Source organism: Bacteriovorax sp. PP10, assembly GCF_035013165.1.
In the GTDB taxonomy this organism is placed as follows: domain Bacteria; phylum Bdellovibrionota; class Bacteriovoracia; order Bacteriovoracales; family Bacteriovoracaceae; genus Bacteriovorax; species Bacteriovorax antarcticus.
The window spans coordinates 1,730,913-1,752,693 of sequence record NZ_JAYGJQ010000001.1; the positions used below are offsets into that span (position 1 = coordinate 1,730,913).

23 protein-coding genes are annotated in these 21,781 nt (G+C 37.1%); 15 read left to right on the top strand and 8 right to left on the bottom strand.

Annotation, left to right across the window (positions count from 1 at the left end):
• Positions 1-76: 76 nt before the first annotated feature.
• From SHI21_RS08520 to arsH, 4 genes are read left to right on the top strand one after another with little or no spacing between them, the layout of a single operon-like run.
• Entirely contained in the window at positions 77-508 is a 432-nt protein-coding gene (locus SHI21_RS08520) for a MerR family DNA-binding protein (protein WP_323575927.1), read from the top strand.
• 3 nt (positions 509-511) lie between these two features.
• A complete protein-coding gene (locus SHI21_RS08525; RefSeq protein WP_323575928.1) occupies positions 512-934 on the top strand; it encodes an arsenate reductase ArsC in 423 nt (140 codons plus the stop codon).
• Entirely contained in the window at positions 934-1,977 is a 1,044-nt protein-coding gene (gene arsB, locus SHI21_RS08530; protein WP_323575929.1) for an ACR3 family arsenite efflux transporter, read from the top strand. Before SHI21_RS08525 ends, arsB begins: the two co-directional genes overlap by 1 nt.
• 8 nt (positions 1,978-1,985) lie before the next feature.
• Positions 1,986-2,681, top strand: coding sequence for an arsenical resistance protein ArsH (gene arsH, locus SHI21_RS08535; RefSeq protein ID WP_323575930.1), 696 nt, complete (start codon positions 1,986-1,988; stop codon positions 2,679-2,681).
• Between the two features lie 11 nt (positions 2,682-2,692).
• Here arsH and SHI21_RS08540 read toward each other — a convergent pair whose 3' ends face one another.
• Positions 2,693-3,499: a hypothetical protein gene (locus tag SHI21_RS08540; RefSeq protein ID WP_323575931.1), complete on the bottom strand. Its 807-nt coding sequence runs from the start codon at positions 3,497-3,499 to the stop codon at positions 2,693-2,695.
• Positions 3,500-3,778: 279 nt separating this feature from the next.
• Here SHI21_RS08540 and SHI21_RS08545 point away from each other — a divergent pair, with 279 nt between their 5' ends.
• Positions 3,779-4,264: a hypothetical protein gene (locus SHI21_RS08545; RefSeq protein ID WP_323575932.1), complete on the top strand. Its 486-nt coding sequence runs from the start codon at positions 3,779-3,781 to the stop codon at positions 4,262-4,264.
• Positions 4,251-6,029, top strand: a complete 1,779-nt coding sequence (locus SHI21_RS08550; protein ID WP_323575933.1) for a hypothetical protein — start codon at positions 4,251-4,253, stop codon at positions 6,027-6,029. Before SHI21_RS08545 ends, SHI21_RS08550 begins: the two co-directional genes overlap by 14 nt.
• Here SHI21_RS08550 and SHI21_RS08555 read toward each other — a convergent pair.
• On the bottom strand, positions 6,009-7,469 hold the full coding sequence (locus SHI21_RS08555) for a B12-binding domain-containing radical SAM protein (protein WP_323575934.1): 1,461 nt from the start codon (positions 7,467-7,469) through the stop codon (positions 6,009-6,011). The two genes, SHI21_RS08550 and SHI21_RS08555, sit on opposite strands and share 21 nt — an antisense overlap.
• Positions 7,470-7,743: 274 nt before the next feature.
• Here SHI21_RS08555 and SHI21_RS08560 point away from each other — a divergent pair, with 274 nt between their 5' ends.
• Positions 7,744-8,895: a DnaA ATPase domain-containing protein gene (locus SHI21_RS08560; protein ID WP_323575935.1), complete on the top strand. Its 1,152-nt coding sequence runs from the start codon at positions 7,744-7,746 to the stop codon at positions 8,893-8,895.
• Between the two features lie 3 nt (positions 8,896-8,898).
• On the opposite strand, the gene SHI21_RS08565 is transcribed toward SHI21_RS08560, so the two are convergent.
• On the bottom strand, positions 8,899-9,933 hold the full coding sequence (locus SHI21_RS08565; protein ID WP_323575936.1) for a patatin-like phospholipase family protein: 1,035 nt from the start codon (positions 9,931-9,933) through the stop codon (positions 8,899-8,901).
• A gap of 353 nt (positions 9,934-10,286) precedes the next feature.
• Between SHI21_RS08565 and SHI21_RS08570 the strand changes: the two genes are divergently transcribed.
• The 5 genes from SHI21_RS08570 to thpR all read left to right on the top strand — a co-directional run bounded on the left by SHI21_RS08570 (position 10,287) and on the right by thpR (position 15,912).
• Positions 10,287-13,004 (top strand): bifunctional acetate--CoA ligase family protein/GNAT family N-acetyltransferase, encoded by a 2,718-nt coding sequence (locus SHI21_RS08570; protein WP_323575937.1) that lies wholly within the window; start codon positions 10,287-10,289, stop codon positions 13,002-13,004.
• Between the two features lie 125 nt (positions 13,005-13,129).
• Positions 13,130-13,804, top strand: a complete 675-nt coding sequence (locus SHI21_RS08575; RefSeq protein WP_323575938.1) for a hypothetical protein — start codon at positions 13,130-13,132, stop codon at positions 13,802-13,804.
• The gene (locus SHI21_RS08580; protein ID WP_323575939.1) at positions 13,801-14,592 is read left to right on the top strand and encodes a hypothetical protein; all 792 of its coding nucleotides are present in this window, start codon (positions 13,801-13,803) and stop codon (positions 14,590-14,592) included. The genes SHI21_RS08575 and SHI21_RS08580 overlap by 4 nt, the downstream gene beginning before the upstream one ends.
• 36 nt (positions 14,593-14,628) lie before the next feature.
• Positions 14,629-15,363, top strand: coding sequence for a class I SAM-dependent methyltransferase (locus SHI21_RS08585; protein WP_323575940.1), 735 nt, complete (start codon positions 14,629-14,631; stop codon positions 15,361-15,363).
• Positions 15,364-15,396: 33 nt separating this feature from the next.
• A complete protein-coding gene (gene thpR / locus SHI21_RS08590) occupies positions 15,397-15,912 on the top strand; it encodes an RNA 2',3'-cyclic phosphodiesterase (protein ID WP_323575941.1) in 516 nt (171 codons plus the stop codon).
• 41 nt (positions 15,913-15,953) lie between these two features.
• Here the strand turns inward: thpR and mug are convergent, their stop codons facing one another.
• Genes mug through SHI21_RS08605 form a run of 3 tightly spaced genes read right to left on the bottom strand, consistent with a single transcriptional unit; the run spans position 15,954 to position 18,302 of the window.
• A complete protein-coding gene (gene mug / locus SHI21_RS08595) occupies positions 15,954-16,469 on the bottom strand; it encodes a G/U mismatch-specific DNA glycosylase (RefSeq protein ID WP_323575942.1) in 516 nt (171 codons plus the stop codon).
• Positions 16,470-16,509: 40 nt separating this feature from the next.
• Positions 16,510-17,853, bottom strand: coding sequence for a tetratricopeptide repeat protein (locus SHI21_RS08600; protein WP_323575943.1), 1,344 nt, complete (start codon positions 17,851-17,853; stop codon positions 16,510-16,512).
• Positions 17,850-18,302 carry a hypothetical protein gene (locus SHI21_RS08605; protein ID WP_323575944.1) on the bottom strand — a complete coding sequence of 151 codons (453 nt, stop codon included), beginning with the start codon at positions 18,300-18,302 and terminating at the stop codon, positions 17,850-17,852. Before SHI21_RS08605 ends, SHI21_RS08600 begins: the two co-directional genes overlap by 4 nt.
• A gap of 450 nt (positions 18,303-18,752) precedes the next feature.
• On the opposite strand from SHI21_RS08605, the gene SHI21_RS08610 reads away from it, so the two are divergent.
• Entirely contained in the window at positions 18,753-19,169 is a 417-nt protein-coding gene (locus SHI21_RS08610) for a BON domain-containing protein (RefSeq protein WP_323575945.1), read from the top strand.
• Between the two features lie 41 nt (positions 19,170-19,210).
• Positions 19,211-19,402, top strand: a complete 192-nt coding sequence (locus SHI21_RS08615) for a hypothetical protein (protein ID WP_323575946.1) — start codon at positions 19,211-19,213, stop codon at positions 19,400-19,402.
• 105 nt (positions 19,403-19,507) lie between these two features.
• Here the strand turns inward: SHI21_RS08615 and SHI21_RS08620 are convergent, their stop codons facing one another.
• Positions 19,508-19,903: an STY0301 family protein gene (locus SHI21_RS08620; protein ID WP_323575948.1), complete on the bottom strand. Its 396-nt coding sequence runs from the start codon at positions 19,901-19,903 to the stop codon at positions 19,508-19,510.
• A gap of 19 nt (positions 19,904-19,922) precedes the next feature.
• The gene (locus SHI21_RS08625; protein ID WP_323575949.1) at positions 19,923-21,044 is read right to left on the bottom strand and encodes an ABC transporter substrate-binding protein; all 1,122 of its coding nucleotides are present in this window, start codon (positions 21,042-21,044) and stop codon (positions 19,923-19,925) included.
• A gap of 249 nt (positions 21,045-21,293) precedes the next feature.
• Here SHI21_RS08625 and SHI21_RS08630 point away from each other — a divergent pair, with 249 nt between their 5' ends.
• The gene (locus SHI21_RS08630) at positions 21,294-21,719 is read left to right on the top strand and encodes a hypothetical protein (protein ID WP_323575950.1); all 426 of its coding nucleotides are present in this window, start codon (positions 21,294-21,296) and stop codon (positions 21,717-21,719) included.
• Positions 21,720-21,781: the final 62 nt, after the last annotated feature.

The window sequence follows — 21,781 nt, forward strand, 5'->3', positions numbered from 1 at the left end:
GGGTAAAATCGTCTTTTTTTTGAAATACTTACTAAAACATTGACTCCGTACCATGGTACGGAGGATAAGATTAAGTATGGAAAAAATAACAATCAGTAAATTAGCACAAATGGCATCAGTAGGCGTGGAGACAGTTCGTTTCTATCAGAGGAAGGAACTTCTTCGTGAACCTAAAAAAACCGATACATTCAGAACCTATAATGAAGAAGATGCTCAAAGAATCATCTTTATTAAAAAGGCCCAGGATTTAGGTTTCACGCTAAGTGAAGTCAAAGAGCTTTTAGAGCTCAATGTAAAACCTCGCAACACCTGCTCTGTTGTTAAAAGCAAAACTGAATTAAAAATCATCGAAATTGAAAATAAAATCAGCGCCCTTAAAAAAATGAAGGACAGTCTCGTCCAGTTATCTTGTGCATGTGATTCTGGAATTGATTCCGTAAAACAATATAAAGTGCAAGAGTGCTTTGATTCAGTCACTGGATGCAAACCAAAGAAAATTAAGGAATAGAGGATGAACAAGAAAAACATAATGTTTTTATGCACTGGAAATTCTTGCAGGTCTCAAATGGCCGAAGGTCTGTGCCGTCAATACTGGGGAGAAGAGTTTAATGTTTATTCCGCTGGAACAAAAAAACATGGAATGAACACTCGAGCGATTAAAGTCATGCAGGAAATAGGTGTCGATATCTCTACCCACTATTCTAAAGTAGTGGATGAACTTCCAGGCATTAAGTTTGATTATGTTGTCACTGTTTGTGATGCTGCCAAAGAAACGTGTCCTTATTATCCAGGCGGGAAGATTATTCATCTTGGCTTCCAAGACCCTCCTGCCTTAACTAAAGACATGACTAATGAAGATGACATTTTAAAAGTCTATAGAAAGGTTAGAGATGAGATTCATGAGACTATAAGGAATTTAAAGGATTATTTGTAATGAAAAAATTATCTTTCTTAGATCGTTATTTAACTCTTTGGATTTTTCTAGCAATGCTCATGGGCGTTTTTATTGGTTATAGTCAACCACATGTTCCAGAGCTTCTGGACTCTTTGTCAGTAGGGACAACTTCCATCCCAATAGCGATTGGCCTGATCTTGATGATGTATCCACCTTTGGCAAAAGTTAAATATGAAGAAATAGGATTGGTTTTTAAAGATAAAAAAATTTTATTTCTATCCCTTGTTCAAAATTGGGTTATTGGTCCACTGTTAATGTTTGCTTTGGCCTTCATTTTCTTAAGAGATTATCCAGATTATATGATGGGACTTGTTTTAATTGGACTTGCTCGATGTATTGCGATGGTTTTAGTCTGGAACCAATTAGCAGAGGGGAGTTCAGAGTATTGTGCGGGATTAGTGGCCTTCAATTCTATCTTTCAAATTATTTTCTTTCCCATCTATGCTTATTTTTTTATGACCTATCTTCCTGGCTTTTTCGGTATGAAGAGCTTTGAAGTTCATTTTACAATGCTAGATATTGCAAAATCTGTAGGAATTTACCTTGGTGTTCCATTTTTGGCAGGGTTTCTAACGAGGCTCATACTTGTAAAGTCAAAAGGTCTTGTTTGGTATGAGCAAAACTTTTTACCAAGAATAAGTCCAATAACTCTTATCTTTTTATTATTCACCATTGTTGTGATGTTCTCACTTAAGGGAGAAAAAATTGTTGAGTTGCCTTTGGATGTGATCAGAGTTGCCATTCCATTGACTATCTATTTTCTCATTATGTTTTTCTTCTCTTTTTTTATGAGTAAAAAAGCAGGGGCCGATTATCAGAGATCAGTAACACTTTCTTTTACTGCGGCCTCAAATAACTTTGAACTTGCTATTGCTGTCGCTATTGCGACATTTGGAATTCATCATGGTGCCGCTTTTGCTGCGGTCATAGGGCCCTTAGTTGAAGTGCCTGTTCTTATTGCTTTAGTCAAAGTCTCTTTTTGGATTCGCAAAAAATACTTTTTTAATAATGCCGTAGCTTAGAGGGTGATATGTTTTTAAATAATGTAGTGTTTGATTTAAAACCAAAAGATAATTCAGTTTTGACTTCAACTCATGCTCCTCGAGTTCTCATTCTCTATGGATCATTAAGAAAAGAGTCTTATAGTAAAAAGCTTGCTGAGGAGGCCGGAAGAATCCTTACTCATATGGGGGCCGAAGTTAAATTTTTTGACTCAGAAGGATTGCCACTTTTTGATAATGGCAGATCTATCGATCATCCCAAAGTACAGGAATTGAGAAATTTAAGTATATGGTCAGAAGCTCACGTGTGGTCTAGCCCAGAGCTTCACGGCAATATTTCGGGTGTCATGAAAAACCAAATTGACTGGATTCCACTGGCATTAAACGCTGTGAGGCCGACTCAAGGAAGGACTCTGGCCGTTATGGAAGTATCTGGCGGTAGTCAGTCTTTCAATGCAGTCAACACAATGAGAATCCTTGGAAGATGGATGAGAATGATTACAGTCCCTAATCAGTCCTCAGTGGCGCAAGCATTTAATGAGTTTAATGAAGATGGGACAATGAAGCCTTCTTCTTATAGAGATAGAGTCGTTGATGTAATGGAAGAATTAATGAGATTTACCTACCTCACTCGTGATGTCTCTGATTTTTTAGTCGATAGATATAGCGAGAGAAAAACAGCGAATCTAGACATTCAGTATAAAGCTTTGAAAGATCAAAAATAATTTTAAAAAAATTATTGTAAGATTTCCTTTAGTTTCGTCTGAATATCCTGACTCATATATTCTTTAGCTTTTGGATCTAAAACATAATACGTAATCAATTCAGCAAAACATTCATGACTATTTGTCATCGAGTATAGTGTTGGATAACCGTATTTAACTCCACGAATACGATCTTCATAATAAGTCTTATTCGTATTGTCTTGTTCAATATAAACTAAGATCTCTTTAAACTCGTCTTGCGATTTCTGATAATCGATATCTCTAATAAAGTCATTTTTCCCATCCCAAGACCATCCCAGGTCAGACTTGATCTCACTTGAAATATGCTTTTGGGCAATATCAAAAACGTGAGCAAGTTCATGGAGAATGGCATGAGTGTCTCTTGGAAGTTTTGTATAAGGATCAATAAAGTTATTTGAACCAAAGAATTTATCAGTTATTCCAATAACGTTCGTTGTCGGATTTACCCAAATAAGAGTGTTCTCTTTTTGTCTGATGAACTCAGCTCTTCTCATTTTAGAGTTCGGAAACCATGTAGACGAATAAGTCACACGATGAAATTTTGTAATTCCTTTTTCCTTAATGGTTTTATAAAAATTGGCCAGTTCAGGGCGGTCTATTTCTTTGAGGATACTTTTGATTTTATCTTTCTCGGCCTCAGTCCAGGGCTTGAATTCAACAGCATCACAGAAGCTGTAATGGGGGAATTTATCATTACATTCAAAGCTATCTGGGAAAGTCATGAAGTCGATAGGTGACGCCGCAAAAGAGCTAAGAGTGAACGTCAGCGATAGGAGTGAAATAATAGATTTAAGCATAATGTTCCTTTCCCAAATACCAATGTCTAAAAGTCTGAGCACTGTCGAAAAGTTACACAGTTTTATCAGCTCTAACATAGTAGAAGGGCATGATTTCATCGTTTCACAGAGGTATTACGCAACTTATATGCCAGACCTAAATAGTAGGGGAAATGTAACCTACCTAAATCAGAGAAACTTCTGAGATAAATGAAAAATCTACCAGCTATTATCTTTTCCATACTAAATATAAACTAAAACAGTACGTGTAATCTAACTAGATATCTAGGATGTTACTTAATGATTAAGTTTAAATTTATCTTTTTAATGAGCATGATGTTTTGTATTCAAACTTCATGGGCCTCACCAAAATCTACTAGGTTTATCAAAATCCCAGCAGGTTCAAATCATCTGAGTTTTGCTAAAGCTCCCAATATTGAATGGAGTGAGTTTTGTTATAATCAGAAATTAGGCTGCGCTCGCTTTCAAGTGAAGGGTGCTCAAAAACCAAATTTTGGATTCATTAAAGTTGTCACTGATAAATTAGAGAAACAAAATTTCAAAAAATATTGTAGTGAAGTCTTTGATGTTAGCAAATCAATGGATGCAAGCTTAGGCAATTTTACCAATGATGCTCAAGCCGCACTACCACATTGCTCATGGATGGGATCAAAAGATATGACTCATCTCTTCTGGAAAGATGGGATTACTTTAATTGTGACGACTTCAGATAAATATGATGTTCAAAAAATGATACGAGAGGCGAAGCTGAATGAAAAAAATTAATATTATTTTACCAGCTATTCTTATAATGAATTGCAGTCTTGCGACAGCAGCTGAACCATTTCAGTTATTAGAAGAAAATAAAATGCTCACGGCCATTAAGACAGAGCCTGATCAATTTAAAAGAGAAGAGATGGCCAAAAAGGTTGGAGAGAAGTGCCCTTTTGTTGATAAAGACTCACAGATGGCAGGATTGCTTCCGAGCTCTAATAGTTTAAATTTATCGGCCGGTATGTCAGATCAAAAGAAGGCCGAGTGTGCTACTTATCTTCAAAATTTTAATAAAAGTTTAGAGCAGACCAAAAGCCTCCAGGTCATGGTTGGGGATACGACCGCCGAGCTTACTCCAGAACAAAAGACCGACTTAGAAAATAAACTTAGTACTACCGTCAATGCAACGTCTGGTCTTCGCTCTATGATTGAAGCGCAGTGTACGTTTAGCAATAGCAATGATGAAGTGACTAATATTGGTAATGGGCTTATTAGTGCTGTCGAAGGTGGTTCTGCTGCAGTTGCCACTTTTAATCCAGTGGTTGCTCTGATCGGTGCAGGTGCCGCAGCTACCGGGCGTTTAGTCTCAACTTTAGGAGGCTGGCTATTTGGAAAATCTAAAAATGAAATGGGGAAAGAGGCCACTGAGGCCGATCGTTATATAAGTGATCTATGCTCTTTTAGAGATCTGGCCCAAAAGTATGACAAAATTTACAGTGACCCATTTGAAAAAAGATTAAAAGAAAAAGAAGTTCCCAAAAAGAAGATTGTATTAACAGAAGATGAGTTAAATCTTAAAGGCTGTGCCAATCAGTTAAAATCATCTGTTGATAAGCTACAGGAATTCTCAGTTGAACTTGCCGCTGCCGCTGATAAACCAAAATCACAGAGACAATGTTTAAGCCTTTTAAACAATTATAATGACTCTAAGGCCAGTGGTGATAGTTTTGCATTGGAAAATCTATCTTCAAGATATGGTTGCTCTACTGATGAAGTAGAAAAAAAATACGTTTATTACTGTAAGAGCTTAAGCTCTATTGATTCAATGGCCGATGGTGATATCTACACTAAATGTGAGAGTGAAGAGTTCCAATCATCTGTTTCTGCAAAATTTGTTACCTTGTCTGATATTCTTTTTAGAAATGTTCAGGAAGATACTAAGAAGATCGCTCCTTATACAGATGAACTGCAAAGAATCCGTAGCATTGAAGAAAGTAATAAGGTTGTTGTTGAGCAAGTTGATGCTATTGATAGCTTGTTAGATATTAATCCTATGGCAAATTTAAATACTGCTAAATCGATGACCAACTTAGGTCGAAATTTATTAGGTAGTCGCTTCGATACTTTTGCCAAAAATAATTTTAAAACAGCAGGGAAAGAATTGAAAGAAGCTTCCGGTGTACTCGATGACCTTGTCGATCAACACACATCACTTTATAAAAAGAGCTTTTTCTCTTGGAGAAATAAAAGTGATGCAGAGAAGGCCAAAGTTCAAAAAGAAATTTGTAGTAATGCTTCTCAGGTTAAAAGACAGTTAGCGAATTCTTATAGATCTACGGCCGGAGTTAAGGACATTTGTGATTTCATGAAAGGGGACGGGGTTCCTGCTCTGAAGGCTCCAGGTTATAATTATGATAGTTATTCAGCACCGCTTAGTGATCAAGACGGCAACCTTACAAATAGATGTAAAGAAATCAATATGACAGCGACTAAGAACTTTGCAGATATTAAAGCAAAAATGACACTTGTTAGTAGTTTAGGATGCGATAAAATCTAAACCTTTTGTTTCATTTGCTGGGATGAGAAGCTCTGGAGGCGTTGGAGTGAACGTGGCCCAAGTCTCAGGAGGAGAGTTTCTTAATTTCTCAGCAGTATGATAACTAGAAGATTCAAGCTTAATTTTTTTCAAGAGAGCTTGCAGGTGTTCTAGTCTTTTAAAGCGAATTGCTGGATTACTTTGAGCTGTCGCCCAGTTTTCACCATCAATTAAGTTAATCTCATTATTTTTTTGTAATATCTTGTGAAGTCTTCCATGAGGAGCGATTGAAACAAGATTACAAGAGTTCACAAAGTTAATGATGTCTTGGTTAAAAAGAATAAACTTACAGGTCTTTAAAAAGTCTTCTTCTGTTTCATTCGGATAGCCAATAAGAACGTTAATCCCAACCTGCATTGGTTTGCCTTCTTTGATAAGCTGTCTGATGTTGTTGAAGATCTGATAGATCCCTTGTTCATTGGAGTACTTCATCATGTGCTTTAATACGGGCCCAGATGCAGACTCAAATCCAAAATTGATTTTACGACATCCACTGTCATAAAGAAGTTCGAGGTAGTCTTTATTTTTTAACTGACCCGCCACTCGAAACCAGCTGCCCCATTTAATATTGAGTTCATCATCAATCATCTTCTGGCAAAGATTCTTAAGCCAGATATGGTTTGCATTGATAAGAGCATCTGTAACATAGACAAACTTATTTTTAAGGGGAGTTAAGATCTCCATACACTTTTCAACAGGGGCAAGGATGTAGTCTTTGTAGTAGTCATCTTGCGTACAGAAAGTGCACTTGTAAGGGCAACCAACGGAGAAAGAAGTGTTAACGTACCCAACATTCGCCGAGTTTTCATAAGAGATTGGTGTAAATTCTGTGAATTGATTAATGGTTGCGTCGATGTGCCATGAATCAGTATTATCTCTAAAACAAAGTCCTTTGAGATTCTTTAAATTGGTAAAATCAAAATCGGCCTTGAAGATTTCCTGTACTGTTTCTTCGGCCTTTCCTTTGACGTAACTATCGATATAGGGACGCTTCTCCATGTTATTTAACCCGAAGTGCTCCGGGAAAAAGAACAATGGGCCACCAAAAATGTTTAAAACATTCGGGTAAAGGGCCTTTAGTGCTTTTGAAAAAAACATAGCAGCATGGAAATTTGAAAATAAAACGCAGAAACCTATCATTTTCGTTTCAGGAGTAATGACTTTGGCGATATCTGCAAAGATGTTCTGTAGGTTATCAGGAAGCTCGTGAAGCTCTAAATCTTTGTCCAAATTATCTTCGAAATAAAGAGCAGACCCCAATCTTGTATTTGAGTGAATGATATTGTCGTAAAAATCGCAATCGTGCCCCGCTGACTTCAGAGATGTTAATAGTGTCAAAGGACCTATTGTGTAAGAGTCATCATCTGTTGAGGTAAGATTAATAAAAAGAAACTTGCTCATTTTAAATCTCTGGGTATTGCGACATTGCTTACTTTCAAGACAATAGTATGTACCAGTCGCTAGGGGAAATCAAATAAATTTACTTTCTTGCAAAACCTAACATTCGCGCTTTTTTCAGAGAGAAAAATCGAAATATTCTATCAAATTTTAAGCAAGGACTTCTTGCTGTTTCCCTAGGGAGTGAGTCTGAGATTCCTGCTGAATGTAAATTCGTTTGACCTTTTATTTTTTATCCATAAACTCTCAAAGAATTTTGAAATCAAACCAGGGTCTTATGAGTTTAAATAGAGCGACGGGAAGAAAATTACAGATACTATCGGCACATGAGGATCCTCATCAGCTCGATTTATTGAGTTTTGTTACAGAACATGTCGCTGAGTTTACCGCAAAGGAAAAACCGGCACGCGTATCGTCGCCAAAAAATAATACTCCCAAGATTGCCTCTTATCATTTTCATGGAAATGTAGACATCAATAAGAGCTTTGCAAATTTCTGCGTTGGAAAATCTAACCAGTTTGCCGTTGAAGCGATTAAAAGATTTATTTCTAGCGACAAAAATGATTTTGGACTGATTTTTCTGAAAGCAGCAAGTGGGTTAGGGAAGTCACATCTTCTTCATGCTGTTGGTAATGAGATGCTTTCTTTGAAGAAGTCATTTTATTTCAGTTCACCTCTAATGATGTCTCCGCTGGTTGATACGTTTAGTATGCTGAAGTTTTACGATATTTTATTGATTGATGATATCGAAGAAATTGAAGGCAATGCTGAACTTCAAAAGATCTTTTGTCAGCTTATGGACTTTGCTTCGGCCGGTAAGATTAAATTGATTATCGCTGGTGCGAAATTGCCAAAAGACTTAAATGCTTGTGATGAGCGCACGAAAGGAAAGCTTTCGGCCGCACTTTTTCATCACATTGATGAAATGAACAGTGATCTTGCTTTTGATATCGTTGAATCAAAAAGTACTGCTCTCAATCTAAACCTTCCAGAAGGAGTGAAAAGATTAGTCTCAAATCAAATCGGATTTAATGTTTATGGAGTGGAGAGTCTTCTTTATAAATTTAAAAATGCCAGCGACATAAAAGGGCAGAAGATCACGATGGAAATGGCCTTAGAGGAAATCAAGGTTAAAAAAGTTATTTACCGTTCAGATGATTTTCATAACTTTCTGAATGCAGTCGCGATTGCTTTTGAGATAAGTCTTGAAGAGCTGATGTCTTCAGTAAGGAAAAAAGAGTTTGCTCTTGCCAGACATGTGGCGATGTATGTTCTTAAGGACAAAAAGAGACTTGGCGTGATGAAAATTGCAGAGCTTTTTGAAAGGGATCACAGCTCGGTTGTCCATGCGATTGCACGTATTAAGAAGCAGCTTGAGAGTGATCAGGATATGAAAAATAAAGTTCAAGCTCTGCTTAGTGAAGTTTAAGTACTATGTCGTTTGAATGCCTTCGATGTTATGGGCAGGAATACGCTCTAGGCAGTTTTGGGCCGCTACACGTCCAGCTTCAATTAAGCGGATGCGTTCGCTCTTTTGAAAAAAACCAGAAAAAGGGCTACACTTTAAATTTTGTAGTGGTCGAACTTCAGTAATTTCTACATTTCTAATTTCAAGAACACTTTTTATTTTATCAAGTTGATCTTTAGTGATGATGCCTTCATTCATAAGTTTCGTTAATTTATCTAATTCCTTATTAACCGTTTGTGCATTTTTTAAATCACGATAAAGGCGCTCGTTGATTAAGATGGCGATCAGGTGATTTAGAAGACCCATACCACGCTTCCAATCGCCTAAGGCCATGATTCGAGGGAAGGGAACTGGTATGATCACGCGATTGACATCAGATTCTTCGAGGGCATATCTTATCGGAGCATTATTGACTGTACCGCCATCAAGGCAGGCACCGAGCCCCTTGATTTCTACCGGACGAAAGAGCCCGGGAAATGCACAAGCAGCACTCACAACATTAAAAACATTTTCTAAGCTTTCTTGCGTATCAAAATCTTTACCCGTGAAATTAATAATTTTTTCATAAGTTGTAGCTTCTTTTTTTCCGATATTGCCAATCACACCATTAATAGGGGCGACAATCACTCGAAATTCAACTTCACGTTTTTTTGTATTACGCTCTGGTTTAACCATCCTGCGCATAATTTCTAAAAGACCACTATTGTCTGAGAGTCCACGGCCAGTGAGTAAGTTGAGTGGATTTAAAGATAAAGAATTTTGCCAGCCTCCATTCTCAATCCATGCTGCAATAAGATTTTGGGCCATTTCTTTTTCACATCCATTGCGTATTCCAATCGCGTAAGCGAGTCCATTTAAAGCACCGGAGCTTGTGGCAACAATTCGGTCAATATGCATTTCGGATTCAGCTAAAACTTGAATGACTCCTGCTTCATACGCTCCACGTGCGACTGCCCCAGGAAGAACTAATGCAAAATGTGATACTGGAGTCTTGGTCATAAAAAAAATCCTTTTTCCTTTATTGAGAAAGCGCACCAAGTTTATTTTTAATTACATCTTTAAGATGGAGAAGTGTTTCTGGTTTTTTCCGATGTCCTGTTTTGGAATCTTTCTTTCGTGAATAAATTCGATATTGTCCTGATTTTAATTTTCTAATCATCTAAAAAATAAATGCAAACGAGGTGCCGTTTATAAGTTCGTGACTTCAATCATTGACGCTAAAGAGAGAGGACTTATACGACACTGAAAGGGGATTTTCGCCTCCTTCTTTTTTTATAGTCTAGTATGTCTTGGTCGCAATTAAAGGAGTATGCTTTTTTTGGGAGTGAATATTAAAAAATGGAGTTTAACGAATGAGTATAATTAAAAGTCCGCGCGGAGAACAATCTCTCGATGTTTTTTTTATTCCAAAAACGATCGCTGTTATCGGTGCCACAGATAAAGAAAACAGTGTCGGTAAAACTATTTTAATGAATTTAACGACCGGGACTTTTAAAGGAATAGTTTTTCCAGTTAATCCTAAAAGAAATGAAATCCTGGGTTTTAAAACTTACCCCGATTTAAAATCTATTCCACAAGAAATTGATCTCGCTATTATCGTCACACCTGCCTCCTCTGTTCCTGGGATCATCCGCGAATGTAGTGAAGTCGGAGTGAGAGGTGTGGTGATTATCTCTGCTGGGTTTAAAGAAGTGGGCGAGGAAGGAGTGAAACTCGAACAGGAGATTTTAGCAATCGCCCGAAAAAGTGGAATTAGGATTATTGGTCCAAATTGCCTAGGTGTTATGTCTCCACTTACGGGGTTGAATGCGACCTTTGCAGCTGGGATTGCCAATGCAGGATCTGTTGGATTTATTTCTCAATCAGGAGCGCTCTGCACGGCCATCCTGGATTGGAGTTTACAAAATAATGTAGGCTTTAGCGCCTTCTTATCTTTGGGATCAATGATCGATGTTGGTTGGGGAGATTTAATTAATTATTTAGGCCAGGATCCGCAAACGAAGAGCATCGTTATTTACATGGAAACAATCGGAGATGCGCGAGCGTTTCTATCAGCGGCCCGTGAAGTTGCACTTAATAAACCCATCATCATTATTAAACCTGGTCGAACGGAAGCTGCAGTGAAGGCCACCGCTTCTCACACAGGCTCTCTCGCGGGTTCTGATGATGTTCTTGAAGCTGCCTTTGCACGCTCGGGAGTGTTACGGGTTAATTCCATTGCCGATTTATTTTATATGGCCGATGTTCTTTCTAAACAACCTAATCCCAAAGGTCCAAAACTGACTATTCTAACAAATGGTGGAGGGCCGGGAGTTCTAGCGGCCGATGCTCTTATCATTGGTCACGGTGAACTCACAGATATTACCCAGGAGACCATTGAAGCTTTAGATAAAGTTTTACCACCCACATGGAGTCATCATAATCCGATTGATGTTATCGGAGATGCTTCACCAGAGCGTTTTGAAAAATCAGTTAAAATAGCAATTGAAGACCCGAACGCAGATGGTCTGCTGGTCATTCTAACTCCGCAAGCAATGACTGATCCTACGGCCACGGCCGAAGCACTTAAGATTTATGCCAAAGCTGGCAAACCTATATTGGCGAGTTGGATGGGAGGAGCAAGTGTTGAAGATGGAAAAAAAATTCTCAACGAAGCTGGCATTCCTACTTTTTCTTATCCCGATACGGCCGCCAGAATCTTTAATTACATGTGGACGTATACTAACAATTTAAAATTAATTTATGAAATCCCTTCTCTTGTGTATGACGAAAAAGTGGAGACACCGGATAGAAAATTAACGGCAGAAATTATTGCTAAAGCAGGAAGTGAAGGGCGTACCATTTTAACTGAGACTGAATCAAAAAATCTTCTTCGTGCTTACAACATCCCAACTGTTCCGACTTCCATCGCTGATTCGATAGATAAAGCGATCGAGGATGCCAATAAAATGGGTTATCCCGTCGTCTTAAAATTGTATTCTGCAACTATCACTCATAAAACAGATGTCGGTGGAGTTGTTCTTAATATAGATTCCCCAGAGGCCGTAAGATTTGCCTTTGATACAATAAAAAACTCAGTCACAACAAAAGTTGGGGCCGAACATTTTCAAGGTGTCACAATCCAGCCGATGATTAAATCAGACGGAGCTTACGAGATCATTATTGGCAGCAGTCTCGATTCTCAATTCGGTCCGGTTCTTTTATTTGGTACAGGTGGACAACTCGTTGAAGTTTTCAAAGACCGCGCCCTTGCTCTTCCTCCGTTAAATGCCACTCTTGCAAGAAGAATGATGGAGAGAACAAAAATTTATCATGCACTAAAAGGTGTCCGCGGCAGAGCACCCGTTAATCTCGAGGAGCTCGAAGCGATTCTCGTTTGTTTTAGCAACTTGGTTGTTGAGCAGCCGAGGATTAAGGAAATTGATATTAACCCTCTTATGGCCTCGGCCGATGGCCTGATTGCACTCGATGCTCGTATCCTTCTTCATGACGCCAATGTCGACCTGACAACAATTCCCAAAATCGCAATAAGGCCATATCCCACTCAGTACATTAATGAATGGATGACGGCAGAAAATCTAAAAGTTATTTTCCGTCCCATTCGCCCAGAAGATGAACCTGAAATGGTAAGGTTCCATCAGCGCTTATCAGAAAAGTCGGTCTATCTTCGTTACCTGGAGGCCATCTCGCTAAATCAGAGAACGAATCATGAGAACCTTGTCCGCAATTGTTTTATTGATTACGACCGTGAGATCGCTATCGTCGCAGAGATGAACAATTCCAAAACAGGTCTGCTAGAAATTGTCGGAGTTGGTAGGATTAGAAAATCCATAGGATTTAATTCTGGTAGCATTGCGATCGTAGTACGTGATGATTTTCAAGGGGCCGGTATTGGGAGTGAATTGGTAAAAAGAATGATTGAGATTGGTGTGGATGAAAAATTATCGCTCATCAATGCAGATGTTTTGAGTGAAAATGAAAATGGTATTTCGATGCTTAAAAATCTTGGGTTCACGATTAGGGAGAGTGCGAAGGAGGGGATTGTGCATGCTGAGTTTTTAATTGAGTAGAATTTATTCCTTGTTCGTGTACTTATTAAAAACAGACGATATCCGTCTGGAATAATGTTCTTAAGTGCTTTTATTCCAAAAGCCTTTCATAATTCTTTTAGGAATTATAACTCAAGGCGGCAGGAGTGAAAAATTTTAACTATAAAAGGATTTTCTTCACTCCAGTTTATTGGATGTTTGTTATCACTGTAGTGATTGATGCCTTCTTAGAATATTTTTTTAAAGAGCGCTATAACACTGGTTATAGTTTTTTAATAAGTCTAATTTATGGAATTCAAGATGATTTTGTTGCCGTTAAACTTAGAGAATTTTTAGGTTTTGAACCTATTCGTTATTTACGTGCAATCGAAATTGGAATTATTGCGGGTATAAAACTGTTATTAATCCCTTTATTATTAATAATAATTTTGTTGTCATTAATTCCAATTTTTTATCTAACAGGTAGTCGTGAAATTCTCAATACCTTACCTGCGACTGACGGATTAATTATTTCATACGTGGTTAACATCGTTTTGGTTTGGATGTTTGTTGGTGTTAACTATGCCTTCTTTACGAATGATATTTCAGATATAAATCGAAGAAGCTTTGAAGTTATAAAAGAAAAACCTAAGAAATTTTTTATTGTAATCATCATTTATACAATGCTGCTAAGTTTGGGATCGTTTTCTAGGAACATGCCGGGATTAGAGATTGTTGTCAATGCATTAGTTTTACTTATAGCTTCAGTGCCATTGAGATGCTGGCTTTATAAAATATTCTCTGAAATCAAAACAGCGGATACAATCGAAGAGTTGAGATGAAAGGTTTTCTTAAATTTATTTCTCTTTTGTCATTTTTATTTATTATCGATTCTACATTTGCAGATTCGGTCCACCGATCCCAATATATTATAAATTTTAGTGAAGATGGAAAATTGGTTTACATTAATTGGTTGGATTATAAAAAGAATATTATTGTAGATAGCGATTATGCAGGCAAGTATAAATTCTCTGAAGATGAATTCTCCTTAGCTAATTATCCTCAGAATGGGCTCTATTTAGTAAAGGATAGAAAGTTTTTATGGCGATTAGAAGATGACTCCTCAGGAGTGCCATTGAATGATCAAGAGCATTTGGTTGGTGGGGGACCATGGGCAAGCTCTGTCAAAGATAAAGCTTTTAGTTTATATCGCAATGGAAAATTAATAAAAACTTTTAAAATAGAAGATTTTTGCAGCGACCAATCATCATTCGTACATACAACCAGTCACTTCTTTTGGATGAAGGAATACAAGTTAGATAATTCTAAGAAACAAATAACTTTTTTTACATGCAAAAAGGATTATTCTATTGATATTCCAACTGGTGAAGTTCGTTTTGAAAGACACTATATTATGATTCTGCTTGAGGTTATATACAACTTCATCCTTTTTTCAGCTCTGTGCTCTATAGTGATATTTCCTGTCACTTCAATTTTTAGAATATTCTTGTTCTTTAGTAAGCGAGGTTCAGTTAAGTTAAGAAAAAGGATTTCAATGGCGGTAGTAATTAGTTTGGGTCTTATGGTTCTGGCCATTCTCATGATGATTCTTCCAGTACGACAATATTAATGAATTTAAGAAATCTAAAAATCAGGTAGATTAGTGATGAAATATTATCAAATGCATGAGCAAGTTTACAAAGGTCTTAAAGACCAGGGATTTATTTCCTGGGATAAAGAAAAAAATCCAGAAGATCTTTGGTCACATCAAATTAACCAAAAACTTAAAACATTCTTAGATGAACAATCAATCAATCTGAAAAAATTAAATACATTAGATCTTGGAACAGGATCTGGCACTTGTGCCTTATTTTGTGCGAAAGAAGGAGCAATAAGTACCGGAGTCGATATATCTAATACTGCCATCGATATGGCCCGTGCTAATAATGCTCACTTTAAATTTGATGCAGAGTTTTTAACGGCCGATATTCTTAATCTAAAATTGGATAAAAAATTTGACCTTATTACTGATAGCTCACTACTTCATTGTATTGTTGGAGCTGATGATAGGGGAATGTTTTATGAAGTGATTAAGTCGCACTTGGCAGCTTCAGGTCTTGTATTTATTCATACAATGGTCTCAAGTAATGATATGTCTTTATTACTTGATAATGATTATCTTCATCTCGAAGGTGAGGTTCTTTATTCTTTAGGCATTACAGATATTAATGATGGGCGTATGCTATTTGAAGGGAAAAGTTATTTTCCTCATCGTTCTATTCTTAGTCTTGATAATCTTTTAAGCGAAATCGAGACGGCAGGATTAGAGGTTATATCTAGTACCGTTATTTCGAATATAGGAGACCCTGATAATTTTATTGCTCTGCTTAGAAAATTTTAACTAGGTTGAGATTTTTAGCCTTGGGAACTTTCTATGAGATTATTCCTTGGAATAGAATTACCTGAAAACATAAAACAAGAAATTTATAATTTCCTATTACCTTTGCATAAAAATGAAAAGCAATGGGAGCGTGCCCATGACTATCATCAGACACTACTTTTCATTGGGGATTCTACAGAAGAGCAGCTCGAACTTATAAAAGAAAGAATGTCGTTGATTAAGTTTCTACCTTTTGAACTTGAAACGTCAGAGTTTAAGTTTTTAAGGCGAAGACTGCTGTATCTTGATTTAGTTCCTTCACCTGAACTCATAATGCTTCATAAGCAAGTCCACGAGCTGTTCCCAGAATGGATTAGACCTGATGAGAAAGGCTTTCTCGTGCATATCACTGTTAAGCGATGGCAGAGGCATGAGTATGATGAGCTGGTTAATGGATTTAAGGGGAGAGCGCTTCCTTCAATGAAATTTAACGTCAGCTCGCTGGCCTTATTTAAATCGGAGCGGGATTTTAATAGTAATAAGTATCATGTTATCCACCGGACACAATAATAGGTCTGCGAGAATTATTCTTCCATTAATCTGAATTAATTTTATTTTAACGATTTTTTTCGAAGCTGAGAGTAGCTCTTGACCAATGCTTCCAGTGAAAAATTGCGATTCAAACCACTCGGATTAGGTAGGACCCAAACTTTTGCCCCTCCAAATTCTTCATCCTGAAGACCCCAATCTATTTCTCTTTTTCCAGAAATTTCTACATAGGCAGCTTTCCCTAGGAAAGCGATAAAGACTGGCCTGTTTTTCAAAATCTTTTTTTCAAGAATCTTAGCTTCTTTCTGGAATTCACCTTTTGAAAGATCACTTGCTTTTTTTGTCGCACGTGAGACAGCACTGGTAATCCCATATCCATAATTTAAAAGATCAATATCGTTTTTAGCTTCCAGGATTTGATCTGTGAACCCGGCCAAGTGAAGGACTTTCCAAAAGCGATTACTTTTGTTCATAAAGTGATGACCTTTTTTGGCAGAGCCAAGCCCGGGATTAAGGCCGCAGAAAACGATTTTTAACTTTGGTTGTATGAGATCGGGTAGTGTAAACAATTTCATCATTTTAATTTGCCCTACCAATCGCTTTTTGTGAAGAGCAAATTTACTGGCCGATAAGTTGAGCACTGTTCAGTAATTCTTCAAATTCTAACTTGTGATCCGGAAAATCTCTGGTTGCTTCAAGAACTAAGCTCTCAAGAGAACCCATTTTCCTTTTCATCTTTATGCTTCGTTCGATGAGCCCTCTATAGATAAGCACATCTTTGATCTTTTTGCTGAGAAGGCGTTCGCCGGCCAGAATAACCATCTGGTCATCTTTTGAAGTGAGATGAATGACGTGAAAATAAACGCCCTGAACATCTTCCGGCCACTGGTCAAGATCCGTCTCTTCAAACAAATCCAATAGAATATTAAGCTGCTCACATTCTTCAAAACTCTGGGAGATATTTTTTAATATTTCATATTTTCCATTGGAAAATTTAAAAGAACCTTTAAGAGCATCAATCCCTTTATCAGTTTCTTTCTGATTAATAAAATACTTTCCAAGAATCGCGAGTCCGGCAGAGAGGTAGGTTTGAGTGCGCACTTCGGGGGTACGAATAGTATGGTAAATTTTTAAGTAATTATTAATATCTTCATATTTTTTATTAATAATAGAAAGTCTGATCAATTCAGGAATTTTCTTTGATGGTGTCGGATATTTTTTGGCCATGGACAAGTTGATGTCATAAGCTTTTTTGAAATCATTTTGATTATAATAAATTGATCTCAGCTTATTGAGCGACTTAAAGTATTCTGGATTGTGTTGAACGGACTCTTCATATGAAGAGATCGCTTTTTCTTCTAACTCATATTCTGTATAAATCTGGCCGAGGTAATAAAACCCTTCATATGGACGTGCATTGAGCTTAACTGCCGTTTGAAAAGACTCCATGGCCCTTTCCAGGTTCCCTTTTAAAAGACTCGTGCGGCCTTCTTCTATTTTATTAATATAAGTTGATGGTGCAATTTTAGTTTTTGCACTTTGAAGGACACTGTCAATGACTGAGGAGCCGGTAAAAGGTTGTACAATGATTCCATCCATATCGTATTCTAGCTCCAGAGCAACTTCTTCGATGGCATTAGAATCTACTACAATGAAAAAACCAGCCCCCAGGCGGTTGGGAACATTTGTTAAGTGATGATCAAAAAGTTGTACAGTACTTCCACCGTTAATCGTATTGTTACCGATAACGTAATGTGGTCTTCTCGTTTCAATGATTTTAAGTGCATCTGAAAAATTATCACAATCGATCATGTTGGACATTTTCGATCCAAGCTGGACAACCGATTTTTTGATAGAGGTACGCGTGCTTGATGAGACATCAATAATCAGCCAGGACTTAGACTCGAAATAATCGAGAATAGGTCTATTCTTTTTATCTACAGGGTCGAAGTACTCACTCATTTATTTTCTCTGTGAAGATGTTGTTTCATTAAAAATTCGTTAATTTGATCTTGTTGTTTGGAGTAGAGCTTTAATATTTTTTTCCAACCGACCTGATCATATTGAGAAAAACGCAAATCCACAAAAACCATTTCTTTGCTTAAACTATTTGATTCAATCTTTTCTACTCTTGCTATGACTTCAAAAAGTGCTTCTTTAAAACTTCCTGAATTAGGAAGAGAAATCTTTTTCCCCGTTTCCATACTTAGAAAAAATAGAGTCAGACTATGTCCTTTTTGACATGTGTTGATGGGGATTTCCAATGTAAGCCCATCGTCTTTTAACTCTTTTATAAAAACACTTTCTGTCTTCGTAAAAAGCATTTGGCTTGTTTCATTACGCAGACAAATCTTGTGTCCGAATGGTGTAAAAGATTGCTTAAAAATGTAGTCAGATAAAAGTTGGCCCATAAGCTTAATTATATATTAAGAACCCTGAGGGAAGATGGCCTAGACACTTTTTCCGGTGCGAAATGGATGTCCATAAGGCTGTATTTATTTAAAAATTACCAATGAAATTTCAATGAACTATTTCTTTTAGTGTTTAGGGGAGCATGTGATCAATTTGGCCCATATTAATGGCAAAACAATAAATGAAAAATCAGAACAATAAAATTTCTAGTTCTAATCTAAAGAGAAAATGAGTATTTGAAACATCGATCATTCTTTTCAAGGATATATGTTTACTAAAAACATTTTCTAAAAGATTTTTTGTCTATGCTTTGTAATTTTATTGATTGGGGAAAAAATCCTCAAGCAAAAAGAATTTTCTTAACGCTAGCTAATCTTTTAAAAGCAAAAGTTGGCAAGCTATATGCTCTATTCTTATTTGAACTATTAACTTCAAGTAAGGAAAAGGTCATGAATCGAAATCATCAGTCACAAAATACATTACATCATAGAACAAACTATCCTGATGAAAACATAATGAGTAATAGTAACTACAGAAGTGATGGCCCTGGTCCTGTGGAAATAGAGTCAGTGAATAATGAGAACTTCATTCAATCTTTTCGGGGTAAAGGTCCCAAGGGATATATAAGATCTGACGAAAGAATAGAGGAGGAAGTTTGTAAAATTCTGGCCAGAGACAGAGATATCGATGCCAGCTCAATTGATGTTAAGGTTGAAAATGGAATTGTTAAACTAACTGGCCCTGTTCGAAGCCGTCAGGAAAAATTCGCGATTGAAGATGCTGTTGAAAATGTTTCAGGTATCAATGAAGTGAAAAATGATATTAAAGTTCAAAAAAATTATGATGCTTTTTCTTATGAATTTTAGCTAAGGGAGACACTAGTGTCGTCCTCATTAAGGAGATATCTATGAAAGTTAATAAAGGATCAGGACAAAAATCATTAAGATCTAAGTTAAGTCACGAGAAAAAACTTAGTAAGAGTGGGGTAAAGAATACTGGCATGCAGAATTCGAATCAAGCAGGTAAGCGTTCTCTTGGTCAAATGAATATAGATGAAGAGGATATTCAGATCGGAAACAAAAAGGAATATAACAGTTGATAAAATTAAAGAGCAGCTGACTCATTTGTTGTCGATATAAGGCCGGACTAACAATAAAAGGTTAGGCGTTAGCACATCTCTTGCGTAACGAGCTGTGCTTACTGTTTATTTGCAAGAAATAGAATCAACTTGAGGATCTATCTGTTTGTTAAATTTAACAGCACAACTTTTTAAATGACGCCCCAGGTTTTTTGTAAGACTAATTTTGGTATTAGTATATCTACATACCTGCCAAATTTCACTTTTTGCACCAAAAGTCCAAACAGGATCAGTTTTGCTATCAGCATTGTCTGGAGCGAGTTGGGCCATCTCTTTTGGATTGCCATCGTAAAAATCAACAGACTTTAGAATATGAATATCATTCGAGTCCTGGAAGGTTTTCCAACTAGAAATATTTTTGGCAATGGTCTGGTTAGTGTCTATCTTCGGAGGACATGGTAATTCTTTTGCAGAAATACGAACGGTGAAGAGACAAAGAATTAAAAAAGAGATCATTTTCATTTTGTTTTTCCCAACGAGGCTAGTCCGCCATCGCTTCTTTAAGAACCTTATCATAAATAAACTTCAACCCATTTCGAGTTCGCGTCGAAATAATCGGCCAGTAGATAGATTTGGTATTTAAGTATTTTAACGCGTCCTCATTAGATAATTTTCCAGCAAAGACAGTATGAGAAATGGCATGAGGAGTAGGTGATAAGTATTTACTTTTTTCAGTAATATACTTCGTCTGATATGGTTTCGATAAAACCATATCAAGCCATTCGAATGCAAGCTTTCTAACAAAGGGATTTCTATTCACAGCAGTTGTTACACTTAAATAATCAGTCCAGAAAGTTATACCTTCTTGTGGAAAAGAAAATATCCACTGATTCGCGGTATCGTCTTTAACTGATCCCGTAATTCCCCAGGCAGTTGTGAAGACAACTCCTTCAAGATCTTTCATCTTCGGGGCCCCATCCCAAAAACGAGCATTGCTGAGTAATGCTTTTAGTTTGGCCTTAAATTGAGGTGTATCAATTTTATTAAGATTGCTCATATCCTCAGGTTTGTACCCAAGAGCAAGTGCTGTAATATATATATTAGCTTCATAGAAGCCTTTAGAGATTGCGTATTTATTTTTGTATTTTGGATCCCACAAAACGTTCCAACTCGTAGGAGCTGTTTTAATAAGCTCTTTATTGTAGAGTAGGCTGTACCCTCCGGCCGCAGCGGGAATTCCATAAAGCTTGTTATTCTCTGTTACAAATGAATTGGTAATATATCGACTTTCAACGAATGCAAGATTTGGAACTTCTTTTACAGAAATAGGAAGAACAAGATTGTGCTTAATAAATTCTGTGCGCTCATCTTTTAAGAAATTATGAGAAGGTGAAAAGATGTCTGTCTGCCCTGAGCGAACTCTATCAAAAAATTCGTCTGGACTTATAACAACGCGTGCTTCGACGTTAATTTTCTTATTGTATTTTTTTAAGATGATTTTTTTAAAATCGTTGATTGCTTCTTCTGGAGCATAGGATGTCCAAACATCGATACGGAGAGTTTCATCAAATTTAAGACCGCTCGTGTTTTCAACAGCGAAGACCTTCGTTAAGGATATTAAAATTGCTAGAGCAATTGTTATGAGGGGCAGTGATATTTTCATTTGTTAATAATACTTTTTTTTACAATTTGCGACAATTTAAAATAACTCTAAATATCTTTAGGGACTAACCCTATCTGGCTAATTTAATTTGGGACCCACACGAAGAAGTGAAGCATGAATGGTCATTCCTTTGCGAATCCAAAAAATCTTAGCAAGTCTTACTTCTAGACTAGATTTGATAAGTCAGAATAATTAATTGATAATTTAAGAATTAAAAAATGGTACACGTCAGTTGTACGAGGGGAAGTTATGCGTTTTATTATTCTATCGGTCTTGGCCCTTCTGGCCCAGTCTGTGGCCTTTGCAGGAAGTGGTTTTGAAGGAACTTACAAAGTAGAGCGCATTACAACAACGACAGGTCCATGGGCCGATGCATTTTGGGGACGCCCTAACATCAATCAACTCAGTGAGATTGTCCTAGAGGACATTGCGGATAATCTTTATATCAATTTAAAAGATAGTGAAGGCCTTACGTGGTCTGCGAACTACGGGGTTTGCACTGGCCAGGGCGAGTATTGTAATGCTCATAAATCAGCAGACGGACAGACTCTTGAAATTGAATTCACGGGGGACTGGCAGACATTGAAAATCACCCTTGGTCAGCACCAAGGACAGATGAAACTGATTGGCGATAAAGGACCGGCCTCTATTGCTTTCGAATATATCAAAAAATAAAAAGGGGACACTACATGCTTTACGATAAAAGCATGTAGTATTTCCTCGTCCACGGGCCGAGA